This is a genomic window from Limosilactobacillus reuteri (assembly GCF_002254085.1).
Taxonomy (GTDB): domain Bacteria; phylum Bacillota; class Bacilli; order Lactobacillales; family Lactobacillaceae; genus Limosilactobacillus; species Limosilactobacillus reuteri_K.
This window is the reverse complement of sequence record NZ_NGPY01000011.1, coordinates 160,513-182,057: the sequence shown is the minus strand read 5'-3', so window position 1 is coordinate 182,057 and position 21,545 is coordinate 160,513. Positions and strand designations below refer to the sequence as shown.

22 protein-coding genes and 1 other RNA gene are annotated in these 21,545 nt (G+C 37.3%); 20 read left to right on the top strand and 3 right to left on the bottom strand.

Features of this window, described 5'->3' with window-relative positions; all coding sequences use genetic code 11:
• Positions 1–10: 10 nt before the first annotated feature.
• Complete coding sequence (locus CBG10_RS03435; RefSeq protein ID WP_094511665.1) at positions 11–595, bottom strand: LURP-one-related/scramblase family protein; 585 nt, start codon at positions 593–595, stop codon at positions 11–13.
• A gap of 150 nt (positions 596–745) precedes the next feature.
• On the opposite strand from CBG10_RS03435, the gene CBG10_RS03430 reads away from it, so the two are divergent.
• From CBG10_RS03430 to CBG10_RS03415, 4 genes are all read left to right on the top strand, one after another.
• Entirely contained in the window at positions 746–1,435 is a 690-nt protein-coding gene (locus tag CBG10_RS03430; RefSeq protein WP_085650277.1) for a uracil-DNA glycosylase, read from the top strand.
• A gap of 60 nt (positions 1,436–1,495) precedes the next feature.
• Positions 1,496–2,470 (top strand): phosphate acetyltransferase, encoded by a 975-nt coding sequence (gene pta, locus CBG10_RS03425; protein WP_094501960.1) that lies wholly within the window; start codon positions 1,496–1,498, stop codon positions 2,468–2,470.
• A 117-nt stretch (positions 2,471–2,587) separates the two neighbouring features.
• On the top strand, positions 2,588–3,046 hold the full coding sequence (gene tsaE / locus CBG10_RS03420) for a tRNA (adenosine(37)-N6)-threonylcarbamoyltransferase complex ATPase subunit type 1 TsaE (protein WP_094508108.1): 459 nt from the start codon (positions 2,588–2,590) through the stop codon (positions 3,044–3,046).
• Positions 3,046–3,555 carry a GNAT family N-acetyltransferase gene (locus CBG10_RS03415; RefSeq protein ID WP_003666455.1) on the top strand — a complete coding sequence of 170 codons (510 nt, stop codon included), beginning with the start codon at positions 3,046–3,048 and terminating at the stop codon, positions 3,553–3,555. Before tsaE ends, CBG10_RS03415 begins: the two co-directional genes overlap by 1 nt.
• 31 nt (positions 3,556–3,586) lie before the next feature.
• Here CBG10_RS03415 and CBG10_RS03410 read toward each other — a convergent pair whose 3' ends face one another.
• Together CBG10_RS03410 and CBG10_RS03405 are read right to left on the bottom strand one after the other, a co-directional pair.
• Positions 3,587–4,009: a PAS domain-containing protein gene (locus CBG10_RS03410; RefSeq protein WP_094501956.1), complete on the bottom strand. Its 423-nt coding sequence runs from the start codon at positions 4,007–4,009 to the stop codon at positions 3,587–3,589.
• A gap of 11 nt (positions 4,010–4,020) precedes the next feature.
• Positions 4,021–4,560 carry a 3'-5' exonuclease gene (locus CBG10_RS03405; protein WP_003667489.1) on the bottom strand — a complete coding sequence of 180 codons (540 nt, stop codon included), beginning with the start codon at positions 4,558–4,560 and terminating at the stop codon, positions 4,021–4,023.
• A gap of 124 nt (positions 4,561–4,684) precedes the next feature.
• Here CBG10_RS03405 and murB point away from each other — a divergent pair, with 124 nt between their 5' ends.
• The 16 genes from murB (at position 4,685) to CBG10_RS03325 (ending at position 21,436) form a co-directional block, all read left to right on the top strand.
• Complete coding sequence (gene murB / locus CBG10_RS03400; RefSeq protein WP_003666458.1) at positions 4,685–5,581, top strand: UDP-N-acetylmuramate dehydrogenase; 897 nt, start codon at positions 4,685–4,687, stop codon at positions 5,579–5,581.
• A 332-nt stretch (positions 5,582–5,913) separates the two neighbouring features.
• The gene (gene rbsK, locus CBG10_RS03395; protein ID WP_094511664.1) at positions 5,914–6,837 is read left to right on the top strand and encodes a ribokinase; all 924 of its coding nucleotides are present in this window, start codon (positions 5,914–5,916) and stop codon (positions 6,835–6,837) included.
• A gap of 11 nt (positions 6,838–6,848) precedes the next feature.
• Entirely contained in the window at positions 6,849–7,244 is a 396-nt protein-coding gene (rbsD, locus tag CBG10_RS03390; RefSeq protein ID WP_003666460.1) for a D-ribose pyranase, read from the top strand.
• 19 nt (positions 7,245–7,263) lie between these two features.
• A complete protein-coding gene (fucP, locus tag CBG10_RS03385) occupies positions 7,264–8,619 on the top strand; it encodes an L-fucose:H+ symporter permease (RefSeq protein ID WP_094511662.1) in 1,356 nt (451 codons plus the stop codon).
• Positions 8,620–8,777: 158 nt separating this feature from the next.
• Positions 8,778–9,629 carry a diadenylate cyclase CdaA gene (gene cdaA, locus CBG10_RS03380; protein WP_094501952.1) on the top strand — a complete coding sequence of 284 codons (852 nt, stop codon included), beginning with the start codon at positions 8,778–8,780 and terminating at the stop codon, positions 9,627–9,629.
• Positions 9,613–10,509: a CdaR family protein gene (locus CBG10_RS03375; RefSeq protein WP_094508100.1), complete on the top strand. Its 897-nt coding sequence runs from the start codon at positions 9,613–9,615 to the stop codon at positions 10,507–10,509. The genes cdaA and CBG10_RS03375 overlap by 17 nt, the downstream gene beginning before the upstream one ends.
• Before the next feature lie 24 nt (positions 10,510–10,533).
• Entirely contained in the window at positions 10,534–11,889 is a 1,356-nt protein-coding gene (glmM, locus tag CBG10_RS03370; protein ID WP_094508098.1) for a phosphoglucosamine mutase, read from the top strand.
• 208 nt (positions 11,890–12,097) lie between these two features.
• Positions 12,098–13,918 carry a glutamine--fructose-6-phosphate transaminase (isomerizing) gene (gene glmS, locus CBG10_RS03365; protein ID WP_003676224.1) on the top strand — a complete coding sequence of 607 codons (1,821 nt, stop codon included), beginning with the start codon at positions 12,098–12,100 and terminating at the stop codon, positions 13,916–13,918.
• Between the two features lie 260 nt (positions 13,919–14,178).
• Entirely contained in the window at positions 14,179–14,490 is a 312-nt protein-coding gene (locus CBG10_RS03360) for a hypothetical protein (protein WP_094508097.1), read from the top strand.
• Positions 14,491–14,551: 61 nt separating this feature from the next.
• Complete coding sequence (locus CBG10_RS03355; RefSeq protein WP_094508095.1) at positions 14,552–16,417, top strand: acyltransferase family protein; 1,866 nt, start codon at positions 14,552–14,554, stop codon at positions 16,415–16,417.
• A 10-nt stretch (positions 16,418–16,427) separates the two neighbouring features.
• A complete protein-coding gene (locus CBG10_RS03350; protein ID WP_094508093.1) occupies positions 16,428–16,883 on the top strand; it encodes a MarR family winged helix-turn-helix transcriptional regulator in 456 nt (151 codons plus the stop codon).
• A 4-nt stretch (positions 16,884–16,887) separates the two neighbouring features.
• A complete protein-coding gene (locus CBG10_RS03345) occupies positions 16,888–17,694 on the top strand; it encodes a Cof-type HAD-IIB family hydrolase (RefSeq protein WP_094508091.1) in 807 nt (268 codons plus the stop codon).
• A gap of 322 nt (positions 17,695–18,016) precedes the next feature.
• Positions 18,017–18,619: an aggregation-promoting factor gene (gene apf, locus CBG10_RS03340; RefSeq protein ID WP_094508089.1), complete on the top strand. Its 603-nt coding sequence runs from the start codon at positions 18,017–18,019 to the stop codon at positions 18,617–18,619.
• Positions 18,620–18,711: 92 nt separating this feature from the next.
• Positions 18,712–19,085, top strand: a transfer-messenger RNA (tmRNA) gene (ssrA, locus tag CBG10_RS03335).
• A 144-nt stretch (positions 19,086–19,229) separates the two neighbouring features.
• Positions 19,230–19,949, top strand: a complete 720-nt coding sequence (locus CBG10_RS03330; protein WP_094511661.1) for a response regulator transcription factor — start codon at positions 19,230–19,232, stop codon at positions 19,947–19,949.
• Positions 19,949–21,436 carry a sensor histidine kinase gene (locus CBG10_RS03325; RefSeq protein ID WP_019252524.1) on the top strand — a complete coding sequence of 496 codons (1,488 nt, stop codon included), beginning with the start codon at positions 19,949–19,951 and terminating at the stop codon, positions 21,434–21,436. The genes CBG10_RS03330 and CBG10_RS03325 overlap by 1 nt, the downstream gene beginning before the upstream one ends.
• Positions 21,437–21,545: the final 109 nt, after the last annotated feature.

The window sequence follows — 21,545 nt, the reverse complement described above, 5'->3', positions numbered from 1 at the left end:
ACTTTAAAATCTATTTGTTTCTACGTTCTTTACAGTTTAAGTTTAACTGATTGCTAATTGAAAAAGACATGCTGGTATTAAGATTAGGAGAACGCTTCATTAATCGTGCTAATAATGGTTCTTGTTCGCTTTGTCGAGCCCAATGGTTGAGAATACTAGCAATTAGAATCGCTAGAGGTTCATCTTCTTTTTTATTTATTTTTAATTCATGACAATATCCACTTGATAGTTTAACAGGTTGGATTGAAAAAACTAAGTGACTACCGGAAAAAACACGGTAACGGCTTGTTAATGGTGAACCAACAACGATCCAGTTAATACCACGTATATAAATAACCTGTTGAACAAATCCAAGACCTTTCCCAATTGTTCCAACGCGTTGCCGATTAACATATAATGCGAATTTGGGTAACAGTCCAAGAGTTAATTGCTTTACTTCAGCTAATAAGGCTCCATCAATTGCATACAATGATAGGGCATCGTACCTCATTCCCCACTTACCGACAAGAAGATAGCACGATTTACCATTCTTATCGCGAATGACGGTCGTTCCATGTAAATCACTTGAACGATCGCGAATATATAATTGTCGCACTTTGCCACCACCATTCTTTGATAATCTACCTCTTATTTTACCAGCTTCTTAGCAAATTTGGTGAAGAAACTTCTAAGTTAAAAAACGCTTCCAATTTATCCCATGATGATGTTTAATTATGCTAAAATAATAGGCGAGGTGCTAATAATCGTGAAACAATTAATTCATAACGACTGGTGGGAAGTTTTAAAGCCCCAGTTTGAAAGTGCGTATTATGCGCAATTGCATAATTTCCTAAAAGAAGAATATACCCATCAAACGATCTATCCAGAAATGCATCATATTTTTGAAGCATTTGAATGGACTCCTTTTAGTAAGGTTAAGGTTGTTATCCTTGGTCAAGATCCTTATCATGGACCAAACCAAGCTCATGGGTGTAGTTTTTCAGTACTGCCTGGAGTACCGGTCCCGCCTTCATTACAGAATATTTACAAAGAATTGCAAAGTGATTTAGGTTGTACACCGGTAAATCACGGATATTTAAAGAAGTGGGCTGATCAAGGCGTCCTATTATTAAATTCGGTTTTGACAGTGCGAGCAGGGCAAGCATATTCTCACCGTGGACATGGCTGGGAACAATTAACAGATGCAGCGATTCATGCTTTATCTGAACGTCCTAAACCAGTTGTGTTCATCTTGTGGGGACGAGCTGCCCGAAATAAGAAACAGTTAATTAATACGAAGACAAATATCGTTCTTGAATCAGCTCACCCGAGTCCATTATCTGCTAATCGTGGATTCTTTGGGTCTCGACCATTTTCTAAAACAAACGAAGCACTTCAGGCAATGGGAGAACAGCCAATTGATTGGCAACTGCCTGCCAAACCAAATTATCGTTAAAGATGTGATTGTTAGTCACAACTTTAAAATGTTTAGTGACCATAAGGAGGTACTTGCATTATGGAATTATTTGATGAGATTGCTGCAAAGATTAAGGGACAAAACAAGACAATTGTTTTCCCTGAAGGTGAAGATAAGCGGATTTTAGGAGCTGCTATCCGCTTAAAGAAAGATAATTTAGTAGAGCCAATTTTACTTGGTGATGAAGAAGCGATTAAAGAAGTTGCAAGTAAAAACGGTTTTGATCTTGCTGGCCTTCAAATTATCGATCCAGCAACTTATCCAGAAGACGATAAGCAAGCAATGTTTGACTCATTAATGGAACGGCGTAAAGGGAAGAATACTCCTGAAGAAATTCAAAAGATGCTTGAAGATGTGAGCTACTTTGGAACGATGCTTGTTTACATGGGAAAGGCTGATGGAATGGTTTCTGGTGCTGTTCATTCAACTGGGGCAACTGTTCGGCCTGCATTACAAATCATTAAGACTAAGCCTGGTGCCCATCGAATTAGTGGGGCTTTCCTTATGATTAAAGGCGATCAACGTTATATCTTTGCTGATTGTGCAATTAATATTGAATTGGATGCTCCAACAATGGCTGAAGTGGCAATTCAAAGTGCAGAAACAGCTCGCTTATTTGAAATTGATCCTAAGGTTGCGCTTCTTAGTTTTTCAACTAAGGGTTCTGCTAAGGGCGAAATGGTTACCAAGGTTGCGGATGCTGCTAAGCTAGTTCATGAATTAGATCCTGATTTACCAGCTGATGGTGAACTACAATTTGATGCTGCTGTTGTCCCATCAGTAGGTGAACTTAAAGCCCCTGATTCAAAAGTTGCTGGTCATGCCAATGTCTTTATTTTTCCAAGTCTGGAAGCAGGGAATATTGGCTACAAGATTGCACAACGATTTGGCGGTTTTACAGCAGTTGGTCCTATCCTTCAAGGACTTAACGCACCGATTGCAGACCTTTCACGGGGATGTAGTGAAGATGATGCTTATAAGGTTGCAATGATTACCGCAGCACAAGCATTATAAATATTGATGAAAAGGAAGTGTGACTAAACTCGCAAGCGAGTTTAGTCACACTTCCTTTGCTTTTTAAACACTAGATGGGTACAATAAGGCTAGTATTTTAAACTTGGAGAGAGTACTATGGATAGCTTAACGTTAACGAATCGTGACGCAACAATTGCCCTTGGAAAGAAAATTGGTCAGCAATTAGTTGCCGGGGATGTGCTAGTCTTAGACGGTGATTTAGGAGCAGGTAAGACTACTTTTACCAAGGGATTGGCTGCAGGGTTAGAAATTCCTGATATCATTAAAAGTCCTACTTTTACAATTATTCATGAATATCAAGATGGCCGTCTCCCCTTATATCATATGGATGCATATCGTTTAGAAAATGGAGGAGCAGAAGACCTCGGACTTGAAGAATATTTTGATGGTGATGGAGTTTCAGTTGTTGAATGGGCTGAATTTGTTGAAGATGAATTGCCAGCTGACTTTTTAGCTATTCACTTCAAGCGAACAGATGATGATAATACTCGTATTCTGGAATTTGAACCCTATGGACAGCATTTTGACCAAATTGTAAAAAGCGTGGTGGAATAATGGCAGATGACATTTCGATAAAGTTAGCAACGAGTGAGGATGCCGCGGCTGTTTTGCAATTTTTGCGGGCAACTGCAAGTGAAAGTGACGCGGTATTAGTTCCGCATCTAAATGAGATTAGTGAAAAGACAGAAGCAAAAAATATCGATTTAATAAATCAATTTGATGATTGTGTCATTTTACTTGCGATGCTCGGCGAAGAGATTGTGGGGATGGTTACTGTAATGGTATTAGATCATCAACCGACAACCGGTGAACTAGGAGTTGTGGTACGGAAAAAGTACTGGCGAAACGGAATCGGTCGCTTATTAGTCGATGAAGCAGAGTATTGGTTTAACACTTATAGTAGTTTAGAAAATTTGGTCCTGACAGTTTTTGAGGATAATATTCCGGCGATTAAGCTTTATCAACAATTACACTTTGTTACAACAGGAAAAACGGTTGAGCAGGGTCGTAATGTCTTGCAAATGCAATACGATAATAAGAAAGAGGAAACAATGGAAAAGTAAGCCATTATTTCCTCTTTCTTTGTACATATGTTTATTTTTTATGTAGTACTTGCATAATGTTTCGCCAAAAAGATCCCTTTGTTTGCTGTTTACTAACGTCTTGCGTTACCTCTATACATCCAAGGTATTTATTTTGATCATCACGTAAGGCGTAAAAAGCAATATTTACAGGTTGACCATGATGCTTGATCATAATGCTAATTGAATCACGGCCTCCGCTATGCATATCATGAAGTACTTGCTTAACATGATTTTGACTATGCCCGGGGTGAACCTCAAGCACATGTTTACCTAGATCTGCATCAGTTCGCTTGAATAAACGATGTCGATTAGCTGATGACCAGCGAATGGTATCATTTTCATCAATGAAATCGAATTCTACGGGGATGGTTTCAAAAATAGTATTAAGTTGTTCAATACTTAGTTTTCCACCTTTAAGATTAATATCTGTCATGGTTCTCTCCTTTAGCCGATTAAATTAATAAAGGGCTGAATTTGTTGCGGGGTAAAATGCTTACTTTGATAAAGCAGAATGTTAGCGCAAGCCTGGGCATCATCAAGAGCATTATGGTGGTGATGAAGGTCAATATTTAACGCGTCACAAACAGTATTAAGTTTATAATTTGTTAGTCCTGGAATCAACTGGCGGCTTGAAGCAACAGTATCGAGTGTCTGGTAGGCGGGGACTTCGATATTGTAATGCTCTAACGTATTTCTTAAAACGCTATTATCAAACCGATTATTATGGGCAATAACCAGTTTATCAGGAGTGTAGAATTGGTTGATATGTTCCCATACTTCTGGAAAATCAGGCGCATTTTGGACGTCACGCTCATGAATACCGTGGATCTGAGTATTACGCCAAAAGAATTTAGTATGAGGATTAATTAGGGTGTAAAATTCGTCGGCAATTTGTCCATTCCGAACGATTGTGAGTGCAAGTGAACATGCACTGTAACGCTTGCCATTAGCAGTCTCAAAGTCCATTGCTATAAAATTCATCATACATCCTCCTTGCAAAAGTCGATAATTTTATTTTACAATCAACTAATCATTTTTCAAAACTTTTACTTTTGAAAAATGATACAATAGCTCTTGAAAGTAAATATAAAAAAGGAAGAAATAGAGAATGGCTAATTTGATGAACGAATTTCCTGATATTGAAATTAAACAAGATGAACCATTAATGAATTACACCTATACTAAAACAGGAGGTCCAGCTGACTGGTTGGCTTTTCCCGAAACGATTGACCAGGTAAAAGAATTGGTTGATTATGTTCGTGAGCATGAAATGGGCTTAACGGTTTTAGGAAACGCCAGTAATTTAATTGTTGGCGATGGCGGTATAGATGATTTAACAATTATTCTTACGCGGCTTAATAAAATTGAAGTTCATGATAATAAGGTAACTGCACAGGCAGGGGCATCTTATATTGCAACAACCGAGGCAGCTCGTGATAGTGAACTTACTGGATTAGAATTTGCTGCTGGTATTCCGGGTAGTATTGGTGGAGCTGTCTTCATGAATGCCGGTGCATATGGTGGTGAAACTAAAAATGTTGTTTCTGAGGCAACCGTAATGCTGCCCGATGGAACGATCAAACACCTTACTAATGAAGAATTGGACTTTGGTTATCGGCATAGCAGTATTCAAGATAATAATGGCGTCGTGTTAGATGCTACGTTTGCTTTGGAACCGGGTAAGTATGCTGATATCAAAGCAAGGATGGATGACCTGAATGAACGGCGAGAAGCTAAGCAGCCATTAGATCTTCCATCTTGCGGAAGTGTATTTAAACGGCCAGAAGGATATTATGCTGGAAAATTGATTCATGATGCTGGATTGCAAGGTTATACTTCAGGTGGAGCACAAGTTTCGACTAAGCATGCTGGCTTTATCGTTAATATTGACCATGGAACCGCAGCAGACTACGTAAATGTTATCCATCATGTCCAAAAGACAGTTAAAGAAAAATTTGGTGTTGATCTTGAAACCGAAGTACGGATTATCGGTCGGCAAGATTAAAAATATAAAGTGTAAGTTTATTAAAAGATTATTAATAAGCTTGCACTTTTATTATTTTAAAGATAGTGAAGTAATGAATGAATTTAACCTGATAGTTAGATACCATCAAAAAGGGAAAAAATAATTTAATTCATCTTATTATTTGTTAATTATGAAAAAATCTCACAAATTGCTCATTGAAAAATTATTATTATGGATGAAAAGCGATTTCAAAGGATTTTGAAGTATACCGATTCACTGACTGATAAAAATAACTTTGTAATCACTTTCAAAATATGATAGGATATTTAAGTCTCATTTTTGAAAAAATTCACAAAGTAAGGAGTATATTTATGAGCAATAATGTAGTTGTTTTAGGAAGTATTAACGTTGATACTACTTATCATGTTGATCGCTTCCCTCAACCTGGTGAAACTATTTCAGCAGTAAGTAAGAGTTCTGCTCCTGGTGGTAAGGGTGCCAATCAAGCAGTTGCAGCAGCCCGCTCTGGTGCCAAAACGGCCTTTATTGGGGCAGTTGGTTCTGATAAAGAAGGAGCTTACATGCTTGAATCATTGGCTGATGACCATATTGATACACGCCACATCATGACTGATGAGTTACACGGTACTGGTAGTGCTGCGATTACTTTAGATGCTAATGGTCAAAATGACATTATGGTATATGGCGGTGCCAACCAAGCAATGACCACTGATGTTCTTAATGGCATTGATGATGTTTTAGAAGATGCTGACTTTTTAATTAGTCAATTTGAGACACCACAAAAAGTTGCTTTAGATGCATTTAAGCAAGCTAAAAAACATGGTGTTACTACTCTTTTAAATCCAGCACCAGCTCATGAGATTTTACCAGAGTTATTAAAATATACAGATGTTATCACTCCCAATGAAAGTGAATGCGCCTTATTAACAGGTATTGAAATTACTGATGAAGAATCAATGTTAAAGAGTGCTGATTACTTCCGTGAACGGGGAGTTAAACACCTTTTAATTACTTTAGGCTCAAAAGGAGTATTTTACTCTACACCTACAGCCCATGGACTTGTTCCAGCATTTAAGGTTAAGGCAGTTGATACTACTGCAGCTGGTGATACATTCCTTGGGGCATTGAGTTCACAATTAGAAAAGGACTTGTCAAATGTTGATAAGGCCCTTGTCTACGCACAACGAGCATCTAGTTTAACTGTTCAACAAATGGGAGCAATGCCTTCTATTCCAAATCATGATGCAGTTCTAGAAGCCTTAGCAGAAAATTAAGGAGCATTACCATGAAGAAAACAGGGATTATTAATTCAGAAGTTTCAGCTGTCGTAGCTAATATGGGACACATGGATTGGCTATCAATTGGTGACGCAGGAATGCCCGTTCCATTTGGTACTAAGAAGATTGATTTGGCTGTTGATAAGGAATTGCCAAGCTTTATGGACGTATTGAATAACGTTCTTAAGGAAATGAAGGTTCAAAAGATTTATTTAGCTGAAGAAATCAAGGATCAAAATCCAGAACAACTTGAAAATATTAAGAAGGCATTACCAGATGTCGAGGTTGCATTTATGCCTCATAGTGAGCTTAAGAAGAGTCTTGCTAAGACGCATGCCTTTATTCGGACAGGGGAAATGACGCCATACTCAAACATTATCCTTGAATCAGGCGTAACATTTTAATATTAGGGGTTAGTTTTTTATGGAAAATGAAGTAAAAAAAGAGAATGGACAAAGTTGGGTTCAACTTTCAGACGGTTATTTAAGTCGGACACCAATGTTCCAATTTGTTATTTTATGTTTAATCTTCCCATTATGGGGAGCAGCGGCCAGTCTTAATGATATTTTGATTACACAATTTAAGACGGTTTTCACCTTAAATGATACTGCAACAGCCTTTGTTCAAAGTGCCTTTTACGGTGGTTATTTCTTAATGGCAATTCCAGCTTCAATTCTTATTAAGAAGACATCATATAAGTTAGCAATTCTTATTGGGCTATTATTTTATATTATTGGTTGTGGAATGTTTTTCCCAGCTTCACATGTTGCTACTTATAGTATGTTTTTAGTTGCTATTTTTGCTATTGCTATTGGTTTGAGTTTTCTTGAAACTAGCTGTGATACATATGCAACGATGTTTGGACCAAAAGAAACTGCTAACAAGCGATTAAACGTTGCTAACGTTTTGATTCCTCTTGGTGATATCATGGGAATCGTTCTTGGTAAGTACCTTATTTTTGGTGAAGGCGGAAATATCGCCGATAAGGTTGCTAAGATGTCAAAATCTGAGGCAGAAGCTTATAATGAACACTTGCTTCAATTGACTTTGCAGCCTTATAAGTATATTTTGATTGTTTTAATCATCATCTTTATCGTTTTGGCAGTTACTAAGATGCCTCGCGCTAAGTCTTTCTCAACTGGCTCTGAAACTAAGGAAGATCAACCATCACTTGGCGAAACTTTCAACTACTTATTCCACAATAAGCGGTACATGAAAGGGGTTCTCTGTCAGTTTATTTATGCTGGTATGCAAACGACTGTATGGTCATTCACTATTCGGTTAGCATTACGCCTTGATTCTCATATTTCTGATGCAGCTGCTTCAACTTTCATGATCTACAGTTATATTGCTTGGTTCTTTGGTAAGTTAGTTGCAAACTGGTTCCTTGACCGTTACTCAATTACTAAGGTATTGACTTGGTTCTCATTACTTGGAACAATTTCATTGGTAATTACCTTTACTGTTCCTAACATCACAGCAGTAATTGCGGCAATCGCAACTAGTTTCTTCTTTGGACCAGAATGGCCAACGATCTATGCTCATACTCTTGATCAAATTCATGAAAAGAAGTACACCGAAACTGGTGGTGCATTTATCGTTATGTCCTTAATTGGTGGTGCAATTGTTCCAACAATTCAGGGACGGGTATCAGATTTAACTGGTTCAATGCAGTTATCATTCATTGTCCCAGCAATTTGTTTCGCACTTATCACTATTTACTTCTGGACTGAGCACCGTTGGGAAAAGGCTCATCCAAATGAAGTGCAAGAACACTAAAATTTCCCAGGAAATAATTTAATAATAAAGGCCCAGCGGTTATTTAATCAGCTGAGCCTTTATTTATTTCCAAAACTTTGAAGTAATTTTTTCTAGATTAAGCTAAATACGAAATGAAATGATATAATATGAACGTGATTTAGAGGATGGTGAATGCGATGCAATTTATAATTTCGCTTCTAACATGGCAGAATCTGATTCACTTAATTGATATCTTAGTAATTTGGTTTTTAATCTACGAGTTATTAATATTGATTCGTGGTACAAGAGCTGTCCAACTATTTCGTGGAATTTTGATCATTATTTTGGTTAAGATTGTTAGTTGGTATGTTGGGTTAAGTACTGTTTCGTGGGTAATGGACCAGATTATCAACTGGGGTGTTATTGCAATTGTTATTATTTTCCAGCCAGAGATTCGGCGCGGATTAGAGCACCTTGGTCGAGGAACTTTCTTTACTCATAATCAAACCGCAAATGAGAAAGAAGAAGATATGATTAAGCAATTAGACCAAGCGATTCAGTACATGTCAAAGCGAAGAATTGGTGCTTTAATGAGTATTCAAATGAAAACTGGTCTAGAAGAGTATATTGAAACTGGTATTCCACTCGATGCTGATATTTCGGGTGCATTGCTTATTAATACTTTTATTCCTAATACGCCCTTACATGATGGGGCAGTGATCATAAAAGATAATCGAATTGCTGTAGCGGCTGCCTATCTTCCTTTATCTGATAGTAAATTGATTCCTAAAGAATTAGGGACACGTCATCGGGCAGCCGTTGGAATTAGTGAAGTGACAGATGCATTGACAATTGTTATTTCAGAAGAAACCGGCGAAGTTTCAATTACGAAAGATAATGAATTGATTCGAAATATGTCGCGAGATGAATACCTAAAGTTCTTGCGTGCTCAGTTGTATACGCATGAGCCTCAACACGAAAACTTGGTAACAGAACTTTATGCTAAGTTTCAACGTAAAGGAGGTGGCCGGCATGGGCAAGGACACTAAAGGCTTTTTTCGCCGGAAATGGTTTTTAAGAATTATTTCATTAATCCTGGCACTTTTTTTATTCATGTATGTAAATGGAAGCAAAAGCGGCTTCCTTCGTCAAAATACTCGGAATAATAACCAGAGTAGTGCATTGATGTCAAATAAATCAGTTACCCTTAGAATGCCCCTTGATGTAACAATTGATAATAATAAATATATTGTTAGTGGGTATCCTCAATACGTTAAGGTTAAGGTAACCGGTCCTTCCGCATTGGTTACAACCACCTCTAATACTCAAAATTTTAAGGTGTACGCGGATTTGTCTGACTTGACTCCTGGTAAACATCGAGTAAAGTTAAAAACAAGCGGGTTAAATTCAGAATTAACTTCTAAAATTGAGCCACAGTACATTAATGTTAATATCCAACAACGTAAGACAATTACAATGAAAGTAACTGTTCGTTTAAGTAACAAGGATTTGGATAATGGCTATAAGCTTGGACGACCACATAGTGATATTCAAACTGTTCAGGTTACTGGTTCACGAGATGAAGTTAATAAGGTAAATCGAATTGTTGCGTTTGTAGCAATTCCTCATGATGCCAAAGAGAATATTGCACGACAAGTAACTCTACAAGCAATTGATCGAAATGGTCAAACGCTTAATGTTGTGATTTCACCAACTACTACTAATGTGTCAATTCCCGTTTCTGCAGGTTCACAGAGCAGTAGTTCGAGTGATAGTTCATCAAGTAGTAGTGAAGAGAGTGAAGATACAAAGAGTAGTTCGAGAGTGATGACGCAAAATGACTTTTCAGATTCTTCATCTGAAACATCCCAATCTTCAAGCAGCATAAGTAATGAAGATTCAAGTTCAAGTAGTAGAAGTCAACAATAAAGATACACATAGAGGAGAAGTGAAATGAAGTTAAAGTATTTTGGAACCGATGGAGTTCGTGGTGTTGCAAATCAAGATTTAAGTCCAGAATTAGCATTCCGTGTTGGTCGTGCGGGAGGATATGTTCTTACTCGGCATTCAGAACGGAAGCAGCCTCAAGTATTAGTTGCTCGTGATACTCGGATTTCAGGTGAAATGTTAGAAAATGCACTAATTGCGGGGTTATTATCTGTTGGTATCGAAGTTTTACGATTAGGAGTGGTAACTACTCCAGGGGTTGCTTACCTTGTTCGTGCACAAGAAGCTGATGCTGGAGTAATGATTACTGCTAGTCATAACCCAATTAAATACAACGGGATTAAATATTTTGGGGGTAATGGATTTAAATTATCTGACGAACTAGAATATGAGATTGAACAATTACTTGATGCTGAAGAAGATACATTACCACGTCCATCTGATGCTGGCTTAGGAACAGTTGCTGATTATCATGAGGGAGCATTAAAATATACTTCTTTCTTAGAACAAACTGTTTCAAATGATCTTGAAGGATTAAAGGTAGTAGTTGATGCTGCTAATGGTGCAACAAGTGGCTTTATCTCTAATCTTTTTGCTGATATGAATGTTGACTTTATTCCAATTAATGATCAACCAGATGGCTTAAATACTAACCTAAATTGTGGATCAACTCATCCAGAGAGTCTCAAAAAAGCAGTTGTGGAAAATGATGCTGATCTTGGAGTAGCATTTGATGGGGATGGTGACCGTTGTATTGCTGTTGATAATGAGGGAAATATTGTTGACGGTGATAAGATCATGTATATCTGTGGTAAGTACATGGATAAGAAAGGATTGCTTAAGAAAGATACAGTGGTTACAACTGTGATGAGTAATCTGGGAATGTACAAAGCCTTAGAAGCACACAACTTAAAGAGTGTTAAGACTAAGGTTGGTGACCGTTATGTTGTTGAGGAAATGCTAAAAAATGGTTATAACCTTGGTGGTGAACAATCAGGACATATTATTTTCTTAGATCACAATACAACTGGGGATGGAATGCTTACTGCCCTTCAACTTTTGTCTGTAGTTAAAGATTCTGGGAAGACACTCGCTGAATTGGCAAATGATGTAACAACTTATCCACAAGAGTTGTTAAATATTAAAGTAGCAGATAAAACTACTGCAATGGAGAATCAAAAATTAAAGGAAATTATTGCGCAAGTCGAGAAAGAAATGAACGGGGATGGACGGGTTCTTGTTCGTCCTAGTGGAACAGAACCTCTTTTGCGCATTATGGCTGAAGCGGCTACACCAGAATTAGTTCATGAATATGTTGAACGGATCGGTGATGTTGCCCGCGCGGAACTAGAAGTAGAATAACTTGAAGAGTGAAAAAACGAGGTTGGAAGAAAATTTATTCTTCTAGCCTCGCTTTTTAATCTTTTAATAAATTTTAAATCATATAGACCAATCTAATAAAATGATTGACAAGATAATCTAAAAACTGTACTATACAATACAGTTGATTAGATTTAGTGATAATCACTAGTTATCTATACCAATTTTATTTAAAGGATGGAATTTAATTATGTGTGGAATTGTTGGAGTTACAGGAACTGACAAGAGTTTGTCAATTCTAATTGATGGATTAAAGCGCCTTGAATATCGTGGATATGACTCTGCAGGAGTTTATGTGAATGATCAACAAGGACATGATTACCTTGTAAAGCGGCCGGGTCGGATTGCTAATCTAGAAGCGGCCCTCGGAGAAGAAGTTCACGGTTTAGCAGGAATTGGTCATACCCGGTGGGCTACTCACGGTGAACCAAATGAAGCCAATGCTCACCCTCAATACTCTCAAGACGAACGGTTCTACTTAGTTCATAACGGTGTAATTGAAAATTATGCTGATTTAAAGAAAGAATACTTATCTGACATTAAATTTGTTAGTCAAACTGATACAGAAGTAATTGTTCAATTAGTTGATAAATTTGTAGTTGAATCTGGAATGTCAACAGAAGCAGCCCTTCTTAAGGTTCTTCGTTTAATCAGCCCAGATTCTTCATATGCATTTGTATTGATGGATAAAGAACAACCAGATACATTATTTGTTGCTAAAAATAAGAGTCCATTACTAGTCGGTATTGCTGATGGTTACAACATGGTTGGTTCTGATGCAATGTCAATGATTAAAGAAACTAATACCTTTATGGAAATCGGTGACCACGAGTTGGTAATCGTTAAGCCAGATCACGTTACTGTTAAAGACTTTGATGGTAATGAAATTGATCGGCCAACATTTAAGGTTGATATGGATGCTAATGCCGCAGATAAAGGTGCCTACCCATACTATATGTTAAAGGAAATTGACGAACAACCAGCTGTTATGCGGAAGTTAGTTCAAGAATACTTTGGTGACAATGATGTAGCACAAATTAATGAAGAGATGTTAAAAGATATGGCAAATGCTGACCACCTTTACATCGTTGGTGCTGGTACAAGTTATCATGCTGGCTTAGTCGGTGCGCGCATTTTTGAAAAACTTTGTGGAATTCCTACATCTGTTCATATTTCATCAGAATTTGCTTACGAACAACCACTTCTTTCTAAGAAGCCGTTCTTTATCTTCTTAAGTCAAAGTGGGGAAACTGCTGATAGTCGGGAAGTACTTGTTAATGTTAATAAGCATAACTGGCCAAGCTTAACAATTACTAATGTTGATAAGTCGACGCTTTCTCGTGAAGCAACTTACACTGAATTACTTTACGCTGGTCCAGAAATTGCCGTAGCCTCAACAAAGGCTTACACTGCCCAAATTGCTGTCGAAGCTATTCTTGCTCAAGCATTGGGTGTCTACATGGATAAGCAAGCAGCTAAAGACTTTGATGTTAAGCACCAATTAGGATTAGTTGCTAATGGTATGCAATCAATTACTGATAGCAAAAAGAAAGTCGAAGAAATTGCTTCTCGTTATCTCTCTAAATCTCCAAGCGCCTTCTACATTGGCCGGGGAATGGATTGGTCAGTATCACTTGAAGCTGCTTTGAAGTTAAAGGAAATTTCATACGTCCAAGCGGAAGGTTTTGCATCTGGTGAATTAAAGCATGGAACAATTGCTTTAATTGAAGATCAGACTCCAGTGATTGGGATCATTACCCAAGATCGGACTGCTGGTTTAACACGGAGTAATCTTGAAGAAACACAAGCTCGTGGGGCCAATGCAATTACAATTGTTTCACGGCACCTTGCAAAAGAAGACGATACATTCGTTCTTCCAGATGTAGATGAAGTGTTGACACCACTTCTTAGCGTAATTCCAGCACAATTGTTGGCTTACTACACTAGTCTTGGTAAGGGACTTGATGTTGATAAGCCACGTAACCTCGCAAAATCTGTTACAGTTCAATAAAATTATAAAGGAAGTTAGAAATGCCTTAGTTGGTTTTTCAACTTCTTTTTATTTTTAAAGTAATTTGATGTTTCCTTTGAATTTGTTTAATAAAAGGGTTGACTTACATTTATGGAAGCGCTATCATAATAGTTGCAAGGTATAAAGTAATTACCTTCTAATCAATTCTCTTTCTCTCTTATGCCGATCATCGTCTTTTAGACGGTGATTTTTTTATTTAAACTCGCTATAATGATAAGGATTGAAAGGGGAAGAACAACGTGGAAGAACAACACGAAACGTTAACATTAATTGAGAAAATTACCCGTAATGACGGCTCAAAATATTATGAAATTGGTAATATGGTTCAAAATGGGCGTGCAGAATTAGCAGCTGAACGGGATTTTATTAAAGAGGTTCGTATTTTAGAACTAAATATCCCTCATTCTAAAAATGTTATTAAATATGAACACTTTATAAATACTCACTATAAGATGCAAACTGAAGCAATGGATCATTGGGAAGAATGGAAACGTCCCCCAGAGATTGAAGAGGTTGTTCAAACGATCTTAAAAGAAAATCATATTGGATAAAACAGGAGGCTGAATTATTTGGTAGTACTAAAAATGGATATAAAAATGTGGAGGTTAGGCAATGAAGCCAAATTTTAATCCATCACAGGGGATGAAGTCGCACTATTTCGTTACAGGGATAGACGGCTTACGAACATTAGCTGTCTTAGGAGTTATTATTTACCACCTATTACCCAATGTTTTAATGGGTGGTTATTTAGGAGTGCCGCTTTTTCTATTAGTCTCTGGATATTTTGTAACCTATCAATTTAGTCGGCAGCTTAAGTATGGTGGTCATATTAATTTAGGGCACTTTTATCTAAAAAGGTTTCGGAGACTATATCCGACATTAATTGCGATGTTAATTTTAACAACAGCGTACATTACATTATTTGCGCGAGAATTACTCCATAACATTCGGGCGGTAATTGTTACTAATTTAACGTGGGTATATAATTGGTGGGAAATAAGTCACGGGCAGTCCTACTTTGATCAATTTGGTGGCGTTTCACCTTTTACCCATCTTTGGACTTTAGGGGTTGAAGCGCAATTTTACCTTTTGTGGCCTTTGATTATTACGTTATTGTTTGTGGTTTTTAAAAAGTTGCAGAATGTGCGGCGGGTAGTTTTTATATTGGCTGTATTGTCAGCAATTGAAATGGCTGTTCTTTATGATCCAGCAAACATTAATCGTGTTTATTATGGAACTGATACACGGGCCTTTTCACTTTTACTTGGCTCATGGTTAGGGCTTGCATGGCCATTAAATCGCCTTCGCCCTAATTTACAGGTAAATAGTCGCCGTTTACTTAATATTATAGGAATTATTGCAACAGTATTGACCATTGTTGGGTTCTTCTCATTGAATGGACAGTCATCTTTTACTTACCGCGGGGGAATGTTTCTCTATAGCTTTATTGGAATGATATTAATGGCTACTATTATTCACCCAGGAGCGGAGATGAATAAATGGTTTACAAATCCTGTCTTTCATTGGGTTGGTCAGCGTTCTTATGGGATTTATGTTTATCAATATCCCGTTATGGTCTTTTATGAACGATTAATCAATGTCGGCAATCATCCACTTCTCAATGCATTCGTGGAAATTATTATTATTTTAGTAGTAAGTGAAGTTTCTTACCGGTTAATTGAACGACCATTTGCCCAGTATCAGTGGTCAAAATTACCGGCTGATCTTCAGCATGTGTTAGAAACGCATCACTTTAGTTGGCAAAGCGGGGCTAAAATGATGGTAAGTGCATTAGTTGTTGTTATTGCATTTATCGGTTTTTGCCAGCCAAACCGTGCACCAAAGAAAACAGCGGTTCAGCAACGGATAGAGCAAAATCATCAGGCTGCTGAAGAACACAATAAGAAGATTGCAAAGGGTGATAATGTTGCAGAAGCTAGTGGTAATACTTTTAAGCTTCAGAAACAGTATGATTTAACTCCGGCGCAAATAAAAGCAGCGCAGAAGTTAAAGGTAACGGCCATCGGTGATTCGGTGATGGCTGATGCCGCAGATAGTATTCAGAAATTAATGCCAAATGCTTATGTTGATGCACAAGTTGGACGTCAAGGTTCTGCGGCTCCTGATGTTATCAAACAATTAAAGGCAGATGGGCATTTAAACAAGATTGTTATCTTAAATTTGGGAACAAACGGCTCGATGACTCAAGGTACGTTGGATAATATTTTAAGTGCAATTGGATCTGGACACCAAATCTATTGGGTAACTGCCCATGTTCCAACAAAGCCATGGCAGCAAACAGTTAATAACGAAATTAAAGATTTAGCCAAGAAGCATAAGAATATCCATGTGGTCGATTGGAATAAGGCAAGTCAAGGGCACTCTGATTGGTTTGCAAGTGACAATGTACATATGGGATCAAGCGGAAATGATCATTTTGCACGGTTAATTGCCAAAGCGATCTTGACAAAAAAATAGGAGGTTAGTAATGACACATGAAGATCAATTATTAGACAAAGCTATCAATATTTACTTAACGGGACTAAAGGGCATCGAAAGCTTTATTTCTGAACCGGCGAGTGAATATAATTTATCTTTTGAACAATTTTTGATTTTACGAAAAATCATTAACCATCCTAATATCAAGCTAATGGATATCGCCGAGCAACGGCAGGTAACAAGGAGTGCGGTTTCTCGCCAATTAAAAGTCCTTTTTCAGCAAAAATATGTTGAACAAAAAGCTGATCCAGCCGATCGACGGCGAATGTTCTTAGTTGCAACTAAAAAAGGTAAGGATGTCGAAAGTGAGATTTGGCAGAGGATTAATCACCGGTTTGCCAATTGGGTTCAAATTTATGGTGAAGATCGTGCTGATCAGTTTTTAACACTTTTTGAAGACTTTAATCAACAAATAATTCAGGGTAAAATTCGAAAGAAGGAATAAGAAAATGATTAAAATGGTTGCTTTAGACCTGGATAATACACTTTTGAATAGTAATAAAGAAATAAGTCAACGTAATGAACGAGTCTTAAAACAATTACATCAACTGGGGATTAAGGTAGTGCTTTGTACTGGCCGTCCTATCAATGCAATTTGGCCATATATTGAACAGCTTGGTTTAACTAATCCAGATGATTATACAATTACATTTAATGGTGGATTAGTTATTAATAATGAATCACGCGAACATCTTTTTGAATTAGGAATGAAAAAGACTGATTTACTTCCTCTATTTTCTTATGTTAAGAGCAAAAAGATTCCTCTCAATATTCTAGACTTTGAACGAGTATACGAATTAAATGATTATCCAGGATCCGTATATCGGACAGTGTTAAAGAATATTGAATTCCAATCTTTGCCAATGAGTGATGTGCCGGAAATAACTTATAGTAAAGCTGTAATGGCAATCACCCCTGAAAAATTATCCCCTATTATAAAAGAACTGCCGGCTGAGCTTAAGGCACATTATCACGCAGTCCAATCTCAGGCAATGATAATGGAATTTTTGCCTAAAAAATTAAATAAAGCGGTGGGATTGAAGGCATTACTAGATCATTTCGGGGAAGATTTTAGTAATTTGATGACATTTGGGGATGCTGATAATGATCTTGAAATGATCAAAGCTGCGGCTCAAGGAATTGTAATGGAAAATGGTCTTCCTAACGTTAAGGCAGTGGCAACAGCAATCACAGATACAAATGATAATGATGGAGTTGCAAGGTATTGTGAACGTTATTTTGCAACACTTTTGTAATAAAGATTGTTATAAAAAGTAAAATAAAGAGTGTTTTTGGCGCAAATATGAAACTTTTGCTAAAAAAACACTCTTTTTTATGTATTATTTAATGAATTTTTGAGAAAAGTTATGACTCCCTAAAAGTTAACTAGCACAAGGGATTGCAAGTTTTATAATCATATTAATTGACAGCTTATATTACAAAATATTACAAAAAGCCGACGAAGAGTAGTAAATAGAAATGGTGCTGTTACAGCTTAGTAATATTAAGAGTGTAATATATAGGGTGTTGAAACGGAAAAGATAATTTGCTAAATAATAAAGGATGGTTGTTTAATTTATGATTTCTAAGAAAAACTTTGCTAAAGTATCTGCTACTCTTGGTGCAGTAGCCTTAGGTGTTAGTGCAACGGCTACTGCTGCTAATGCCGACACTATCTACACCGTACAAAGTGGTGACACACTTTCAGGTATTTCTTACAAATTCGCAAAAGACAACAGTATGGTCAATGATCTTGCTAAGAAGAACAATATTCAAGATATTAACAAGATTTACGTTGGTCAAAAGTTAATCATCAAGAGCGATGGTGAAGTTCAAGAATACAACGCTCAGAACGCAGCTAATGCAAATGTAGCTGACAATAATACTCAAGCTACACAAGCACAACCTCAACAAGCTCAAAGTCAAGCTAGCCAAAGCTATACTTCAAATGCTTCAGGTTCAGAAGCTGCTGCTAAGGCCTGGATTGCCGCTCGTGAATCTGGTGGTAACTACGGTGCTACTAACGGTCAATACATTGGTAAGTACCAATTATCAGCATCATACCTTAACGGTGACTACTCAGCAGCTAACCAAGAACGGGTTGCTGACCAATATGTTGCAAGTCGTTACGGTTCATGGCAAAATGCTCAGGCTCACTGGCAAGCTAACGGCTGGTACTAAAATTTAGACTAAAAAGCAAAACGAGACTAAGAAGCTGATCTTCATAGTCTCGCTTTTTTGTACAAATGTGGTATAATAAGTATACCTCTTATGGGGATGTTTATGGATTCGACAGGTATAGGTCGAGTTTCAATTGCGTTTCGAAGGTTGCGTCTTCGTAAAAACGCTCAGTTTTAAATTATAACTGCAAACAATAATTCAAACTCTTACGCATACGCTGCCTAACAAGTAGCGCGCGTAGATCCATTCCGGGTTCGTCCATGATGCGGCAATGGGTTTTATACTTAGTGGACTACGCTTATTGCTCCCGTTTGAAGTAATAAGAAGAGATTAATCAAGCTAGCTAACCATGGTTGCCCTGATCAACGGCGTTTTGGTTAGTGAAATCTAAATAGTTGAGATATGAACGTAGAGATTGAAATGGCGATATGCTTGGACACGGGTTCGACTCCCGTCATCTCCACTATATGCCTATAAGGACTGCCGTTGGTTTATGGCAGTCTTTTTTAATGCTAAGAATATTAGGATAATTAGTGGGGTTTCATAAGAAGTTATTCCTATGTAAAAATTAGTAAATAGAGTTCAGATAAAATATAAAGGAATGAATTAAATGGAAATATTAATGATTGAGGATAACCATTCTGTCTGTGAAATGATGGCAATGTTTTTCAAAAAAGAAAAATGGCAATATGAATTTGCCTATGATGGTGTTGAAGCAGAAGAAAAGTTTAATGTCGACCCTCATAAATGGGACATTATTTTATTAGACCTTAATCTTCCTAAAAAGGACGGGATGCAGGTCGCTGCTGACATTCGACGGGTATCACCAACAGTTCCTTTAATTATGCTAACGGCTCGTGATACTGAAAGTGATCAGGTATTAGGACTCGAAATTGGTGCGGATGATTATGTAACCAAGCCGTTTAGTACGATTACTTTGATTGCACGGATCAAGGCTCTTTATCGGCGAACACATTTAAACAAGCTTGAGGAAGTTCAAGAGACTGATAGTGATGATACATTTGATATTCAAACAAAGAACTTTAAGATGAATACTAAGACAAGAGAAGTATTCTTATACGGAAAGCCTGTTAGTGATCTAACACCTAAAGAATTTGACTTATTAAAGACACTTGCCTCGAAACCACGTCAAGTATTTACCCGTTCACAACTTTTACAATTAGTATGGGATTATGAGTATTACGGTGATGAACGAACCGTTGATGCCCATATTAAAAAGTTACGGCAGAAGTTAGAAGATATTGGACCTCAAGTGATTAAGACTGTATGGGGGGTCGGTTATAAGTTTGATGACGAGGGTAACGACTAATGAAATTAATGTATCGGTTGATGCTTTCATTTTTTGCGATTATTTTGACGCTAATGGTGATTGTTAGTATTTCGTTTATAAATGTAACTAATAACACTATGTATCATAATACGTGGCAACAATTGAAAAGTTATTCTGATAGTTTAATTCAGGATTCTATTCGTTACAATATGGCAACCCAAAGTTTTGAAGGGTTTGCTACAGAATCATTGAATAGCAATGCCAATCTTTTAACACGGCAAAATGTTCACTTTGCAATTTATGATACAACTCACCGGAAAATCTTTGCCAGTAACGGCTTTGCTCCAAGTATGAGTAAAAGTGATTGGAAGAAATTAAAAAAGGGAGAAACCGTCTGTACTAAACTAATTACTCCTAAAATTAATTCACGAGTATCGAAGGGTGCCTCCCCACGAATGACCGAAGTTTCACGACCATACTTCTATAAAGGAAAGATGATTGCGGTAGTCTCGATTGCAACTTTCGTCTCGACAATTGAGCAAAATATGCATCAAATAAAGATTAACTTAATAATGGCATTACTGACTGCTAGTCTTGTAACGCTTGCAGTTAGTTACTTCTTGGCACGGTCAATTACCAAACGAATTGATCGATTACGGATGGCTACTCACCAAATTGCGCAAGGAAATTACAATGTTGAAGTGGACGATAATGGGCGTGATGAAGTGGCAGACCTTGGTCGGAGTTTTAACCAAATGACTGCTTCGTTACGTGAATCGCAACAAGAAATTCGTCGGCAAGAGGAGCGGAGACGCCGATTTATGGCCAATGCAGCCCATGAAATGCGGACGCCATTAACAACTATTAATGGCATTCTTGAAGGGTTACAGTATGATGCGATTCCAGAAGAGGACAAAAAGCATAGTATTCAATTAATGCAGAACGATACTCGCCGTTTAATTCGCTTGGTTAATGATAATTTGGATTATGAAAAGATTCGCACTAACCAAATTGCGATGGAACGGAAAGTATTTGACGCATCCGCAGTACTCGAAAATTTACGAGAGCAGTTAGCGAAAAAGGCAAAAGAGAAGAAAGATACTCTGCACTTAGATGTGGAAAAGAATTTACGAGTATATGCAGACTATGATCGGTTTGTGCAGATTATGTTCAATATCATTCAAAACGCAATCCAATTCACTGATAACGGAATTATTGACATTCGTGGAAAACGTGTGGAAAAGGGAAGCCAATTTGAAGTTCAAGATAATGGGATTGGGATGACTCCTGAACAACTTGAAAATATCTGGGAACGATACTATAAGGCTGATCGTTCACGGATGAATACTAAGTACGGGGAATCCGGCTTAGGGCTTGCGATTGTACGGCAGTTAGTTCTCCTTCATGGGGGAGAAATTGACGTAAAAAGTCAGTATGGTAAGGGGACGACATTTACAATCTTTTTCCCTGATCGTGAATATGCTCCTCATAATATTCAGCCTACAAATAATAAAGATAAAAAGTAAGCCAATAATTTGAGTGAAACGCTTTAACTATGATAATAAAGCGTTTATTTTTTTGTAGACCAATTTTTATAATTCAAATAAATTTAAAGAAAGCGCTTGCGGAAGCGTT